Source organism: Pseudoalteromonas sp. CO348 (assembly GCF_004208845.1).
Taxonomy (GTDB): Bacteria; Pseudomonadota; Gammaproteobacteria; order Enterobacterales; family Alteromonadaceae; genus Pseudoalteromonas; species Pseudoalteromonas maricaloris.
In genome coordinates this window covers 50667-64758 of record NZ_SGPI01000029.1, presented here as the reverse complement: position 1 = coordinate 64758, position 14092 = coordinate 50667, and the positions used below count along the sequence as shown (strand labels likewise).

Here is a 14092-nt window from a genome sequence, read left to right as displayed (position 1 = left end):
AAGGTTACTCAACTGCGAATTTAATTCGAAGAATAATAGCTCTGCATGAAGATATAGGGCGTTATGAATAGGGAGGCTGAATAAGACAAGTAAAGCCTCCTAAAATCCAATCGGCATTTCTAAATAAACCAGCAGAAAAAATAAAGGGACACTCTGTGAAAGTACTTACAGTATTCGGAACAAGACCAGAAGCAATTAAAATGGCACCTTTAGTACACGCTCTAAAGCAAGATGTACGCTTCGATGCCAAAGTATGTGTTACAGCACAGCACAGAGAGATGTTAGATCAGGTTTTAGAGTTATTCAAAATTACACCTGACTATGATTTAAACCTAATGAAAGCCGGGCAGACGCTACCAGAAGTGACAAGCCGAATTTTATTAGAGCTTACTCCAGTACTTAAAGAGTTTAAGCCAGATGTGGTCTTAGTACATGGCGATACTGCAACCACATTTGCAGCAAGCTTAGCTGCTTATTATGAGCAAATTTCAGTTGGTCATGTCGAGGCAGGGTTGCGTACAGGCAATATATACTCTCCATGGCCAGAAGAAGCAAACCGCAAGCTTACAGGGGCGCTTACCAGATACCACTTTGCTCCCACTGAGACCTCTAAACAAAACTTGCTAGTTGAAAATTACCATGATGAAAATATATTTGTTACGGGTAACACAGTGATCGATGCTTTGCTAATGGTTAAGCATCAAATAGAAACAGACTCCGATCTAAGCAATACTCTAGCTGCACAATTCCCCATGTTGGATGAGAGCAAAAAGCTTATCTTAGTTACAGGTCACCGAAGAGAAAGCTTTGGTGGTGGATTTGAGCGTATTTGTGAAGCTCTGGCTAAGACTGCAAAAGCGCATCCAAACTGCCAAATCCTATATCCAGTGCATTTAAATCCAAATGTGCAAGAGCCAGTTAATCGCATTTTAAGCGATATTGACAATGTTCACTTAATAGAACCTCAGCAATATTTGCCTTTTGTTTATTTAATGAATAGAGCACATGTTATTTTAACAGATTCTGGTGGTATCCAAGAAGAGGCGCCCAGCCTCGGCAAGCCAGTTCTAGTTATGCGCGATACCACTGAGCGTCCTGAAGCAGTAGAAGCTGGAACAGTAAAGTTAGTCGGGACTGATGTAGCAGCAATCACCACTTCTTTAGAACAACTGCTAATTAATGAGAAAAGCTACGAGCAAATGAGCAGAGCCCATAACCCTTATGGTGATGGAAATGCATGCAAAAGAATCTGCGATATTTTAGCTAAATAAACACCAGTAAGCAGTTTTAAACTTCAAGATTTCAAAGGGAAAGTATGTCATTTAATACAATTTCGGTCGTTGGCTTGGGTTACATTGGATTGCCAACAGCAGCGATGTTTGCCTCTCGCAAAAAGAAAGTAATTGGTGTGGATGTTAATCAGCATGCCGTAGACACAATCAATCGAGGTGAAATCCATATCGTTGAACCTGAGCTAGATATGATTGTTCATGCAGCCGTAAAAGAAGGTTATCTCAAAGCAACGCTTTCACCAGAGCAAGCTGATGCTTTTTTAATTGCGGTGCCAACTCCTTTTAAAAATAACGACTCTCAAATTCCAGAACCCGATTTAACATATATTCATAAAGCCAGTGAAGCAATTGCACCAGTACTAAAGAAAGGAGATTTAGTTATTCTTGAATCTACCTCACCAGTTGGTGCTACTGAGCAAATGGCAGGTTGGCTAGCTGCGGCTCGCCCTGATTTAAGTTTCCCGCAGCAAGCGGGAGAAAATGCTGATGTTAATATTGCTCACTGCCCAGAGCGTGTATTGCCCGGCCATGTAGTTCGTGAGTTGGTAGAAAATGACCGCGTAATTGGAGGCATGACAGCAAATTGTTCTGCTCGAGCTGTAGAGTTATATAAAACCTTTGTACAAGGCGAGTGCGTAATTACTAATGCTCGTACTGCTGAAATGGCAAAACTAACAGAGAACTCGTGTCGAGATGTGCAAATCGCTTTTGCTAACGAGTTATCGATTATCTGCGATAAACTAGATATAAATGTATGGGAGCTTATATCGTTAGCTAATCGCCACCCACGTATTAATATTTTACAGCCAGGCCCTGGTGTTGGAGGACACTGTATTGCAGTAGACCCTTGGTTTATAGTTAGCAAAACACCAGAAGAAGCACGAATTATACATACAGCACGTAAAGTGAATGACTCTAAACCACAGTGGGTAATTGATAAAGTGAAATTAGCTATTGCTGATTTTTTACAAGCTAATCCGGATAAAACGGCAAAAGATATTACGGTCGCATGTTATGGTTTAGCTTTTAAAGCTGATATTGATGATCTTCGAGAGAGTCCTGCGTTAAATATATTTATTGAGATATCAAAATTTCACAAAGGATCAGTACTCTGTGTAGAACCAAATATAGAATTGTTACCAAGTAACTACGGGAGGCACTTGTCCAGTATGAACAACACACTTCATAATGCTGATATTCACATCTTATTAGTTGATCATAAAGAATTTAAAAAAATTAGGCCTACATCTGGTGTGATTATTGATACTAAAGGTGTTTGGTAATAAATGAAATCTACAGACGCAACTATAAGAGTTGCAAGTTTGACTGTTGTTTCTATTGCCATCACTTTTCTTATACAGGGAATTTTAACTAGATGGTTAGATGTAGCTGCCTATGGTGATGTAACAGTTGCTTTAACTTTATGTAGCTTGTTAGGGACAGTAATAACATTTGGCCTAAATGACTTTTATTTGAAGATAGCATCTGAAAAAAGTGGCTGTAGTAAAGAAATGAGATTAAGAATGTTAAAAATTCATTCCTTAGCTTTTCTTATCATTTTTTCAATTACATCAATAATTTTATATTTTTATGGAATGCTACATTTAGCAATTTTTCTGGGAGTTGTTTACTCTCATGGGGCTTTTTTGTTTTTAAATTCCGTTCTGCAAGTGAATGGTAATTATAATGCTTTGTCATTTGTTCAAATAATACAACCAACATTAAGATTGTTATTCCTTATGGGAGTCTTCTTAGTTTGGGGGGCAAGTGTGACAAGCGTTGCTTCTGCTTATCTTGCTGTTAGTATAATTACTATTGCTATAGGCTACTCTATTTTCTATCGTGCTGAAAGCTCAAAATTTACTATTTATAGTGACTGGGAGTTGTTGAAAAATTCAATTCCATTTTCGTTTGCTATTTTGATGCATCTTGTATACTTTCAATCAGATTTATTGCTTCTTCGAGTTATTGTGGGTGCTGAAACGGTTGCCTATTATAATGTGGCTTTTCTGATTGTTAGCTCTGTGTATATATTGCCAGGAATATACTATCAGAAAATAATGCTGGCAAAACTCCATAGATGGTTTAGCTCTAATGAGCAAAGCCGTATTAATGCTTTTGAGAAATTAAGGTTTAAAACCTTTTTAATTGGTTCCGTTTGTTCAGTAGCTGTGATGGTTGGCTCATATGTATTTATACCATTAGTTTTTGGTGCAGATTATAGTGATAGTCTGGTGTTAGTCTATTGCTTGGCAATAGCAATCCCAATTAGATTTTTATCATGTAACTATGGTGCCTTACTAATGGTTAAAAATAATATAAATATTAAGGTAAAATGTATGGGGTGGACTGCTGTTTTAAATATAACCCTAAATTTAGTAACTATACCTTTATATGGTGCTGTTGGGGCAGCTATAAGTACTGTTTTATCTGAAGTGGCTTTGTGTTTTTTATATAAAAAATACTCGTCTGAGTTTATGAGAACTATTTTTAAATTAAATAAAGAGGTAAATGGTGAGAGTATACTTTAGGCCAGTATTAACGCTAGTTGGATTTATTTATGACTGGCTTCGTGTTATCAAGCATGGAGGTTGGAGGAAAAAACATAAAAATTCAGATGAGCGTGTTTACATTCTTGCTAAGTCATATCACAGCTTAGAAAAAAGTTTGAGTTTTAGAGATAATGATCCTGAAAGAGGGTGGGCTAATGCTCACTTCGTTGCTGATATTCTGACTGAATTGTGGCAATCTGACCAAAATTTAAAAACTGCTCACGAACTTGGTGCGATAAATGCCATTAAGGAGTTCTATAAAAAGAACTCGACAGCAAAACAGTCCACTTTATTTAGAGAAAAGTATGAATGGATTTTGAACTACAAATCTCAAGTTAAGGCAGGAGTGAAGGTTCTTAAAAAGGCTGAGGCTGAGCTTGGGATTTTGGAAAAGCCAAGTGACTTTTTCCTAACAAGGTATTCGCTACGTGATTTTTCTAATAAAGAAGTGCCTCTAGCAATAATTGAAGAAGCCACTAAATATGCTATGAAGTCACCTTCGGCTTGTAACAGGCAATCATGGAGAGTGGATATAGTAAAATCAAAAGGAAAAATTGATGAGCTATTATCAATTCAGAACGGCAATCAAGGGTTTACAGGTAATATACACACACTAGCTATCATCAGTGCTGATTTAAAAGCATTCATTTCTGGAAATGAGAGGTATCAGCATTGGATTGATGGTGGTCTTTTTTCTATGAGTTTCATTTATAGTCTTCACTCTTTAGGTGTGGGTTCTTGTTGTTTGAATTGGAGCCAGATGATAAAGCCAGATCTGGCTTTAAGAAAGATGTATGACCTTCCTGATAGTAACAGTGTAATTATGATGTTAGCGATAGGTTATCCAAAAGAAGAAAATATTGTTTGTGTTTCTCCAAGAAGGGACATAAAAGAAGTGCTTCATTTTATAGAGCGTTAGGTATAGTAAGTGAAAGATATAAAAATAGGAATTATTACGGTACAAAAGACAGTAAACTATGGTGGAATGCTACAAGCTTTTTCATCGTACAAGGTAATGTCAAGGTATGGAGAGTGCGAGTTAATTGATTATGAAAATAAACATGTTAAAAAAAACTTATCATTAATACGTCTAGATTTCAGCCCTAGAGGGGTTTTGCGAAGTTTTAAAGACATATTAAGAGTTATACCTAAGAAAAGAGCAATAGATAGATTTAAACGTTTTTTTAACCAAATAGAATACTCTACTCCCGTAACAAGTGAAACATTGGGGAGTTTGTCTGGTCGTTATGATTATCTTCTAAGTGGCAGTGACCAAATTTGGAATCCGACATGTATGACATCAGACGGAACTTTGGATAAAGCATACTTATTAAACTTTGATAATAAAGCCGTAAAAATTTCTTATGCTTCTAGTATGGGGAGTTATCAACCAGACAATAGTTATTTGAACGAGATGCTGAATGAATTGAACAAATTTAAGAGCATCAGTGTTCGTGAAGCTGATATGGTTGAAAAGCTGAAGTCGTTACGGTTAACTATGGAGCATGTTGTAGATCCTACTCTATTATTAACTGCTGAAGAGTGGCTAGAGTACACGGGTAACACAGGTCTTTATAATACCAAAAAGAAAAAAAGAATAGTTACTTATTTTTTAAAGAAGACAGCTCTTACCACAAAGACCGTTAAAGCTGTTAAAGAGTTAACGAACGATATTGTACGTGCAATCTCTTTAGATGTTCACCCTGGAAAATATGTAGATGAGCACTTAAATGACATAGGCCCAAGAGAGTTCATTCGTGAATTTTATGAGTCAGACTTTATTGTGACTGATTCTTTTCATGGTGTTGTCTTTGCACTGATTTTTAGAAAACCATTTCTAGCTGTGTCACACGGATACAACATAAATAGGATTGAAAGCTTACTGTTATCTATAGGTTCAGAAAGTCGAATTATAACTGATGAAAGAGATCTGGCTGACGTAGAAATTTTGCATGATGATACAAATTACGATGAGCTTGAGAGGTTGGTTACCAATTCTCATAAATTCATAAATAAGTCATTTAGTTGATAAGATGAACCTAAATACATTAAAGTTTATTGCCTTCGGAGTTACTTTTAGTTTATTTTTAATAACTATATTTGTTCACAATAAAGGGGTGTTTAGCTTCCTTTTAATGTTCCGAGCTTTTATAGAGCTAATACCATTATTGATTCTGTCACTTGTGTTTTTCAGCAAGAATAAAAAAATTGGAGGTGATAGGTTTCTATGTGGCCTGTTTTTTTCTTGTATACTCTTACTTTTTGTTTCTATATTCATAGGAAGGGCAGGTGGTTCCGATTTTAAATATATTCTTTCAGATTCTGTGAGATATCTAATATCATTTGTTTTTATAATTTATGCACTTTCACATGTAAGAACTACTCATGATAAAGAAAAATTAGTTGATAATATCATTGCTTTTTTGTTTTTTTATACATTGTTGGCAATGATTGGTAAGGTTATACTTCTTTTTCTAGGTGAAAGGTATGGAGCTGGATTAAATCAATTTCTCTTATTTCCATTTCTAATATTTACATTGTTGTATGGGGTGATTTCAAAGGAAAATGTGATATTTAATATCAATAAAAAGTGGTTGTTGTTATTTCTGGTGGTTGGTATTTTGCTTAGTATACTTTCTTTTAAAAGAGAGTATTGGGTAGTCTTGGTTTTGAGTTTAGGTTTTGCATTTTATTATGTTCGGAGGTATTCAAGTGCCTACTTTTACTTTTTTATTTTGGCTATAGGTGGTGCGGGTATTGCTTATTTAAATCAAGGAATGCTTTTTTCTTTAGTTGATAGACTTCAATATACCTTTTCTGGTCAATCAGGTCTTGATAGTTCATCTTTTGAAAGAATTGCTGAAATTAAAGGTGCGATGAGCACATTAGGCGAGAATGTTGGTGCTATAGAGTATTTAATTGGACTTGGAGTAGGGGCTGAGTTTAATGCTCACCCAGAGTTTCCCTTAATAAAAGATAGTACAGGTTCTCAAAGTGGTAGTTATCATCATATCCACAATATGTATGTATTGATTCTCTTCAGAAACGGTATTGTTGGTTTGTTCCTGTTTGTTCTCCCTGTTTTAGCAGTTATTTGGAATGCATTTAAAGCCTCATTTGAAATAAAGAGGAGGTGCCTAAGTTCTAATCATCTAAAGTATAATATTTTTCTGGTGGGTGTTGCCCTTCAATTATTTACAGGGCTTATTTCTGGGATTTCCTCTAACTCGTTTTATGGGTCCTTTTTTTTCGGGATCTGGATTGTATTTGCATTTACAATATTGGACTTAATTAAAGATGAAAAAAAGTTATAAAATACTCATAAATGCTTCTAATATAAGTTCTGGTGGAGGGTTGACTATATTGGAAAGATGTTATGCGGAAAGTGATAAGCAGTACATCTATATAGTTAAAAGTCAGTCTATTTCAGATAGATTGAAGGAATGCCATAAATTAGGTCCAGATGTTATTGTTTTACCTGTTTTATTTCAAGTTCCTGTATTGAATTTCTTATTTCATTTGGTAGGGTTTTATATACTGGCTAAGTATTTGAGAGTGAAGAAGGTTGTTTCTTTAGGTAATATTGCATCATGTGTGCCGGTAAAACAAATTGTATACATTCAGTGGGCTTATTTTCCTTTTGGTGTATTTTATCTTAATAAATCTTTAAATAAAGGCTCTATTATAAGGCTTCTGCGTTACTTGAAAATAAGGTTTTTTATTAAACAAGCCGAACTTATTGTAGTACAGACAGAAACAATAAAAAAACAAATGCTAAAGAGGTTTGGCTTTTTAAGTTGCGATTCTATTAAAGTTGTTTACCCAGGTAGACAAAGCATTAATATGAATGAATTTACATATGAAGACTTACTAGCTAAACCCAAGAAAAAATTGTTGTATCCAGCCCTGTATTATTCACACAAGAACTTCGAAATTTTACCGCATCTTGACACAACCTTTGAAGAGCTAGATATGGTATTGTATGTCACACTAACAGATAATCAATTTGCTTCTCTAGGGCTTGAGAAGTGTAGTTCAATTAAGAATATAGGTGTCGTTGATAGTGATAAACTCCTCTCTATATTTTGTAAAATAGATGTACTATTTATGCCAACGAAGTTTGAAACTGTTGGGTTGCCATATATTGAAGCATTAACGCTTGGGAAACAAATTTTGACATCAGATGCAGCTTTTTCTAGAGAGATTTGTGGCGAAGCAGCAAATTACTTTGATCCTTCTGATATAAGGAGTATTCAAAAAGCTCTAAAGTGTTTAAATATTTCCGAACAAAAGAACTCTAAATTATCAGAAGCAGCTCTAGAAAAATTCAAGCCTTGGAATATTTCGTTCCATGACATGGTTGATGAGGACATAAAGTGAAACAAATATTACAAGACATGGCGAAAGGTGGCTCTTCAATAGTGGAATCACCGGTACCACGAGATAATAAAAAACACCTAATTATTAATACGACAACAACATTAATTTCTGCAGGAACAGAGCGGATGCTAGTCGATTTTGGTAAAGCAAACCTAATCGATAAGGCACGGTCACAACCTGATAAAGTCAAAATGGTGCTCGAAAAAGTACAGACTGATGGTTTGATGACAACTCTAGATGCTGTCAAATCCAAACTCGCCCAACCTTTACCTTTAGGGTATTGCAATGTTGGTTGTGTTCATAGTTTAGGTAAAGAGGTTGATGGTTTTAAGGTAGGGGATCGAGTCGTATCAAATGGCCCTCATGCTGATGTTGTACGGGTGAGTAAGAATCTTGTTGCTAAGATACCGGATAGTGTTTCTGATGAAGAAGCTTCATTTACAGTGGTGGCAAGTATTGGCCTGCAAGGTATACGTCTAGCCAACCCGACTATGGGTGAGTGCTTTGTAGTTACAGGTGTAGGGCTAATTGGGTTACTAACGGTTCAAATGTTACGAGCACAGGGCTGTAGAGTATTAGCAATAGATTATGATCAAGCTAAGTTAGAGTTGGCCAGAGAATTTGGAGCAGAGACTTGTAACCCTGGAAAAGGCGAAGATCCAGTTGCAGTGGGACTCGAATTTAGTAGAGGTGTAGGAGTTGATGGCGTTATCATCACTGCATCTACTAAGTCTAATGAGCCGGTTACACAAGCTGCACGAATGAGTCGAAAGCGAGGGCGAATTATTCTTGTAGGCGTTACAGGGTTAGAACTGAGCCGAGCCGACTTTTATGAAAAGGAATTATCGTTCCAAGTTTCATGTTCATATGGCCCTGGCCGTTACGATCCTAATTATGAGGAACAAGGAAATGATTACCCTCTTGCGTTTGTACGCTGGACAGAGCAGCGTAACTTTGAAGCAATTCTTGATATGATGGCTGGTGGTCAGTTAGATGTTAAACCATTAATTACACATCGTTTTAAGTTTGAAAATGCAAGTGATGCATATGAACTACTAACTACGGATAAGAGCGCCTTAGGAATTTTATTGCAGTTTGAGTCAGAACCTCAAGCACGGCATGTTAAAACAGTATCATTGAACCCCACTGTAAATTATCAAGCAAATGAACCTGTAATAGGATTTATTGGTGCCGGTAATTATGCTTCACGAGTTTTAATACCTGCTTTTAAGAAAGCTGGTGCACAACTTCATAGTGTCGCAACGTCAGGTGGGATAAATGGAGTTATTCATGGAGAAAAATCAGGCTTTGTAGAAGCAACTACTGATACACGAGCCATGATTGAAAATGATGACATTAACACTGTTGCGATCGTCACCCAGCACAATAGCCATGCAGCTTTTGTAAAGGCAGCTCTTGAGGCTGGTAAGAATGTATTTGTTGAGAAACCATTGGCAATCAACTATGAAGAACTAGGGGAAGTTGAGGCTGCTTATAAAAAGGCTTGTAAGAAGGATTTAGCACCTAAGTTAATGGTTGGCTTTAATCGTCGTTTCTCTCCTCAAATTCAAAAGATGAAGCTGCTATTAGAGCCAATTAAAGAACCTAAATCTTTCATTATGACTATGAATGCGGGCGCCATTCCTGCAGAACATTGGACACAAGATAAAAATGTAGGTGGAGGTAGGATAATTGGAGAGGCATGCCACTTTGTTGACTTAATGCGTTATTTAGCCGGAAGTGAAATTGTATCTGTTCAAGCTCGAAGAATGGGAGATACGGATTCGGTAGAAGTAACTGAAGATAAAGCAGCAATAATTTTAGGCTTTGCCGACGGGTCATTTGGTACTATACATTACTTTGCGAATGGTGCAGCGAGTTTTCCCAAGGAGCGGGTAGAGGTATTTACGAATGGTAAAGTCTTACAGTTGGATAACTTTGTAAAGCTAAAAGCTTACGGATTTTCAGGATTTAAGAAAATGAACCTTTGGAAGCAAGATAAAGGGCAAAACCTGTGCTCTAAATTATTTCTTGATTCTGTTCGCGATGGTAAATGTGCACCAATTTCGATAGATGAAATCTTTGAAGTAGCAAAAGTATCAATCGATATAGCTGAGCAATTAAGAAATCAATGAGCAATAGAATAAAAATGGCACTTAAGGTATTTCATACTCTGAAATATCTTAAGTTTCAACAGATCTACTATAGAGTCTTTTATAGGCTGACAAAGCCGAAAGTATCTAAAGTAACTTCATCTTCGCGTAAAAAGTGGATTTGGGGGGGCTTAGAGCTTAATCCGCAAAGCATATTTTCAGAAAGTACTGTAGAGTTCTTAAATCAACCTGGAGATATATCAACGCCATTAGATTGGAATTGTCCGAGTAAAACTAAGCTTTGGTTATATAACCTTCATTATTTTGATGATTTGAGTGCCCATGACTCTCATGAAAGATACGATTTACACCGAGTAGTGATAGAACGCTGGATAGATGAAAACCCTCCTTGTCTGGGAAATGGTTGGGAGCCATATCCTATTTCATTACGATTGGTTAATTGGGTTAAATGGTGCAGCAAACAAAAATCTATTCCTCCTAAATATAGTAGAAGCATGCTAGAGCAAGCCGAGGCTCTTTCCAAACAAATAGAATATCACATTCTCGGGAATCACTTATTTGCAAATGCTAAAGCCTTGACATTCGTAGGGGCATACTTGGATGGTGTCCAAGCTGAGCGTTATTTAAGATTAGGGGTTGATATTTTAGAGAAAGAAATATCTGAGCAGTTTTTGGAAGATGGCGCCCATTTTGAACTTTCCCCGATGTATCATGAGATATTACTTTGGGATCTACTAGAGTTAATAGACCTAGCAAATACAAGTGATAGTGATTTGTTAAGAAATTACCTTGATAGGTGGAAAACTGTTGCAGAAAAGGCGCTTAGCTGGCTTCAGTCGATGGTTCACCCTGATGGCGAGGTTAGCTTTTTTAATGATGCTGCTATAGGAATTGCTAAGAAGCCTCAAGATATTTTTAGCTACGCTCAAAAACTGGGACTGTTATTTGAGATTGATTGTAAAAAGTTGATAACGAACTTTGCTAGTGGGTACAGCAGAGTGGCTCTGGATGACTATACTCTTATCTTTGATCACGCTAATGTAGGGCCTGATTATCTCCCAGGTCACGCGCATGCTGATACTTTAAGTTTTGAACTATCAATAGGGACACAAAGAGTTTTTGTAAATTCAGGTACTTCGCTTTATGGCGTTAGTGAAGAGCGCTTGAGGCAACGTGAAACTTCAGCACACAATACGATTGTTGTTGAAGGTATAAGCTCCTCACAAGTTTGGTCTGGCTTTAGAGTTGCTAAGCGAGCATATTCAAAGTTAAAAATGGCAAAATTTGATGATGGGTGCGCATTGTTGGTCGCTAGTCACGATGGTTATTTAAAACAACACCCTAAAGTTACTCATACTAGAAAAGTAGAATGTTTAAGTAACAGGGTAGAAATTAAAGATGAATTATCACATGCAAAGGCTGCTTGTTTTCACTTACATATCCATCCTGAGCTTGATGTTGTTCAAAACTCTGATTATGAATGTGAGATTTTGAAGCACGGTACCAGGTTGTGTGTATTGGCTAGTAAAAGTATTTTGCAGTTAAAAGATAGTACGTGGCATCCTGAATTTGGAAAATCTGTTGCAAACAAAAAAGTCGAAATCAGCTTTGATAACGGTAGTTTACAAACTGAAATAAGAATGATTAAGGGATTGGTGTGAAAATACTTGTTTTATCCTTTTACTTTAAACCCGATCTTTGTGCTGGCTCGTTTAGAGCCACCGCTTTAGTTGAGGAATTAAAGCAGCGAGAAAAAATCGAAGTTGATGTGATTACAACTATGCCGAACCGGTATGCTAGTTTTAATGCTGGAGCTGAAACAGAAGAAGTTGATGGTAATGTAAGATTACGCCGGGTAGAGCTTCCTTCGCATAAAAGTGGTATGCTTGATCAAGTAAAATCCTTTTTTACTTTTTACAAGCGAGTGAATCAAGCTGTTAAAGATGAGCAGTATGACTTAGTTTTTGCCACTAGCTCACGGCTATTTACTGCATTTTTAGGTGCGAGAATAGCGAAAAAAAAGAAGTTGCCTCTCTATTTAGATGTACGAGATATTTTTGTAGACACCATAAAAGATGTATTAAACCCTAAGCTAGCATTCATCATGAAGCCAATTTTGGGGGCAATTGAAAGCTATACATTCTCGAATTCGGACCATATTAACCTAGTATCTAAAGGCTTTGAAGAGTACTTTTATTCACGATACAAAAGTCCAAAATATACGTTTTTTACTAATGGTATAGATAAAGAGTTTTTGGATTTTGAAAGTCAAAATGTAAGTTCTGAAAGTAATAACAGAGTAAAAACGGTTTTATACGCTGGGAATATAGGGGAAGGGCAAGGATTGAATACTATAATCCCTGAGCTTGCTAAAGCAGGTAAACAGCAGTATCACTTTAAAATAATAGGTGATGGCGGACGCAAGGATTTACTACTCTCAAATTGTAAAGGTATTGAAAACATTTCTTTTCACCCTCCAGTTAATCGCGAGCAACTACTAGAAGAGTATTCTAGAGCTGACGTATTATTTTTACATTTGAATGACTATCCTGCTTTTAAAAAAGTTTTACCTTCTAAAGTATTTGAGTATGCAGCTACAGGTAAGCCAATTTTAGCAGGAGTAAGTGGTTATGCTGCGGAATTTATTAGAGGTGAGGTAAGTAATGCAGCTGTGTTTTATCCAGGAGATGAGAAGGCAGCCTACAGCGCGTTAAATAGTCTTGATAGTGAGTATACTGATAGAAAAGACTTTAATATGAAGTACACTCGATCGAATATTATGAAAGAAATGTCAGCATCAATTTTGTCTTGTCGAAACGAAAAATGAATAGTTTATTGATTACAGGTTATTCTGGGTTTGTAGGTAGTTTGTTAGCTAGCGAATTAAAAAGCTCAAATACTTTGAAGCTCTTGGGTCGAAAAGAATCAGACTTAGGACAGGTTTATACGCATAATCTAGATGAGAACTCTGACTACTCAGATGCGCTTAGTGATGTTAGTTGCGTAATTCACTGTGCTGCGCGAGTTCATATAATGAATGACAGCTCTGTTGACCCATTAGCCAATTTTAGAGCAGTGAATACAGCTGGCACTTTAAATCTAGCTAAGCAAGCTGCGAAAGCTAAAGTAAAGCGCTTTATATTTGTTAGCACCATAAAAGTGAATGGGGAGAGTACAACAGGAAAACCAGCGTTTACTTCATTAGATACACCAAAACCGGAAGATTATTATGGTGTTTCTAAGTCAGAAGCTGAACGATTGCTAATGGAGCTTGGTAAGCAAACAGGGATGGAGATAGTCATTGTACGTCCACCACTTGTTTATGGAGAAGGTGTGAAAGCTAATTTTGCATCTTTAATGAAACTTGTTAGTAAGGGGCTACCATTACCGTTCAGATTAATAGACAGTAACAAGCGCAGTTTAGTATCTGTTTATAACTTAGTGGATTTAATCAAAGTGTGTATTGAACACCCAAAGGCCGCTAACCAAATTTTTTTGGTTAGTGATGATAACGATATATCAACTGCTGAGATGGTGTCGCTCATGGCGAGAGCACAAAGTAAGCCAAACCTTTCACTACCCGTGCCTTTATGGTGTTTTAACCTAGTTGGTAGGTTGTTTGGTAAGCAAGAAGTCGTTGAACGATTAACCGGATCATTGCAAATAGATATCACTCACACTAAGAATACTTTAAATTGGAAACCTCCTTACTCTATCGAACACGGTTTCAAACTTTCAGCTAAAAATTAAGACA

The 14092-nt window shown here is 36.6% G+C and carries 11 protein-coding genes; all 11 read left to right on the top strand.

The window, feature by feature from the left end:
* Positions 1 to 155: 155 nt before the first annotated feature.
* Genes wecB through EXT48_RS14155 form a run of 11 tightly spaced genes read left to right on the top strand, consistent with a single transcriptional unit; the run spans position 156 to position 14088 of the window.
* Positions 156 to 1271, top strand: a complete 1116-nt coding sequence (gene wecB / locus EXT48_RS14205) for a non-hydrolyzing UDP-N-acetylglucosamine 2-epimerase (protein ID WP_130164837.1) — start codon at positions 156 to 158, stop codon at positions 1269 to 1271.
* A 44-nt stretch (positions 1272 to 1315) separates the two neighbouring features.
* Positions 1316 to 2575, top strand: coding sequence for a UDP-N-acetyl-D-mannosamine dehydrogenase (gene wecC, locus EXT48_RS14200; protein ID WP_130164836.1), 1260 nt, complete (start codon positions 1316 to 1318; stop codon positions 2573 to 2575).
* A 3-nt stretch (positions 2576 to 2578) separates the two neighbouring features.
* Positions 2579 to 3823 carry a polysaccharide biosynthesis C-terminal domain-containing protein gene (locus tag EXT48_RS14195; protein ID WP_130164835.1) on the top strand — a complete coding sequence of 415 codons (1245 nt, stop codon included), beginning with the start codon at positions 2579 to 2581 and terminating at the stop codon, positions 3821 to 3823.
* A complete protein-coding gene (locus tag EXT48_RS14190; protein WP_045988145.1) occupies positions 3804 to 4763 on the top strand; it encodes a nitroreductase family protein in 960 nt (319 codons plus the stop codon). The genes EXT48_RS14195 and EXT48_RS14190 overlap by 20 nt, the downstream gene beginning before the upstream one ends.
* Positions 4764 to 4772: 9 nt before the next feature.
* Positions 4773 to 5873: a polysaccharide pyruvyl transferase family protein gene (locus EXT48_RS14185; protein ID WP_045988144.1), complete on the top strand. Its 1101-nt coding sequence runs from the start codon at positions 4773 to 4775 to the stop codon at positions 5871 to 5873.
* A gap of 4 nt (positions 5874 to 5877) precedes the next feature.
* The gene (locus tag EXT48_RS14180; RefSeq protein ID WP_130164834.1) at positions 5878 to 7158 is read left to right on the top strand and encodes an O-antigen ligase; all 1281 of its coding nucleotides are present in this window, start codon (positions 5878 to 5880) and stop codon (positions 7156 to 7158) included.
* Positions 7142 to 8224 (top strand): glycosyltransferase, encoded by a 1083-nt coding sequence (locus tag EXT48_RS14175; RefSeq protein WP_130164833.1) that lies wholly within the window; start codon positions 7142 to 7144, stop codon positions 8222 to 8224. Before EXT48_RS14180 ends, EXT48_RS14175 begins: the two co-directional genes overlap by 17 nt.
* Positions 8221 to 10359: a bi-domain-containing oxidoreductase gene (locus EXT48_RS14170; protein WP_130164832.1), complete on the top strand. Its 2139-nt coding sequence runs from the start codon at positions 8221 to 8223 to the stop codon at positions 10357 to 10359. Before EXT48_RS14175 ends, EXT48_RS14170 begins: the two co-directional genes overlap by 4 nt.
* A complete protein-coding gene (locus tag EXT48_RS14165) occupies positions 10356 to 11999 on the top strand; it encodes a heparinase II/III family protein (RefSeq protein ID WP_130164831.1) in 1644 nt (547 codons plus the stop codon). The genes EXT48_RS14170 and EXT48_RS14165 overlap by 4 nt, the downstream gene beginning before the upstream one ends.
* Positions 11996 to 13165: a glycosyltransferase family 4 protein gene (locus EXT48_RS14160; RefSeq protein ID WP_130164830.1), complete on the top strand. Its 1170-nt coding sequence runs from the start codon at positions 11996 to 11998 to the stop codon at positions 13163 to 13165. The genes EXT48_RS14165 and EXT48_RS14160 overlap by 4 nt, the downstream gene beginning before the upstream one ends.
* The gene (locus tag EXT48_RS14155) at positions 13162 to 14088 is read left to right on the top strand and encodes an SDR family oxidoreductase (RefSeq protein ID WP_130164829.1); all 927 of its coding nucleotides are present in this window, start codon (positions 13162 to 13164) and stop codon (positions 14086 to 14088) included. Before EXT48_RS14160 ends, EXT48_RS14155 begins: the two co-directional genes overlap by 4 nt.
* Positions 14089 to 14092 lie beyond the last annotated feature (4 nt).

Coding starts and splice junctions, on each gene's coding strand:
- EXT48_RS14165 (WP_130164831.1), top strand. CDS start 10,356: ATGAGCAATAGAATAAAAATGGCACTTAAGGTATTTCATACTCTGAAA.
- EXT48_RS14190 (WP_045988145.1), top strand. CDS start 3,804: ATGGTGAGAGTATACTTTAGGCCAGTATTAACGCTAGTTGGATTTATT.
- EXT48_RS14195 (WP_130164835.1), top strand. CDS start 2,579: ATGAAATCTACAGACGCAACTATAAGAGTTGCAAGTTTGACTGTTGTT.
- EXT48_RS14175 (WP_130164833.1), top strand. CDS start 7,142: ATGAAAAAAAGTTATAAAATACTCATAAATGCTTCTAATATAAGTTCT.
- EXT48_RS14155 (WP_130164829.1), top strand. CDS start 13,162: ATGAATAGTTTATTGATTACAGGTTATTCTGGGTTTGTAGGTAGTTTG.
- wecC (WP_130164836.1), top strand. CDS start 1,316: ATGTCATTTAATACAATTTCGGTCGTTGGCTTGGGTTACATTGGATTG.
- EXT48_RS14180 (WP_130164834.1), top strand. CDS start 5,878: ATGAACCTAAATACATTAAAGTTTATTGCCTTCGGAGTTACTTTTAGT.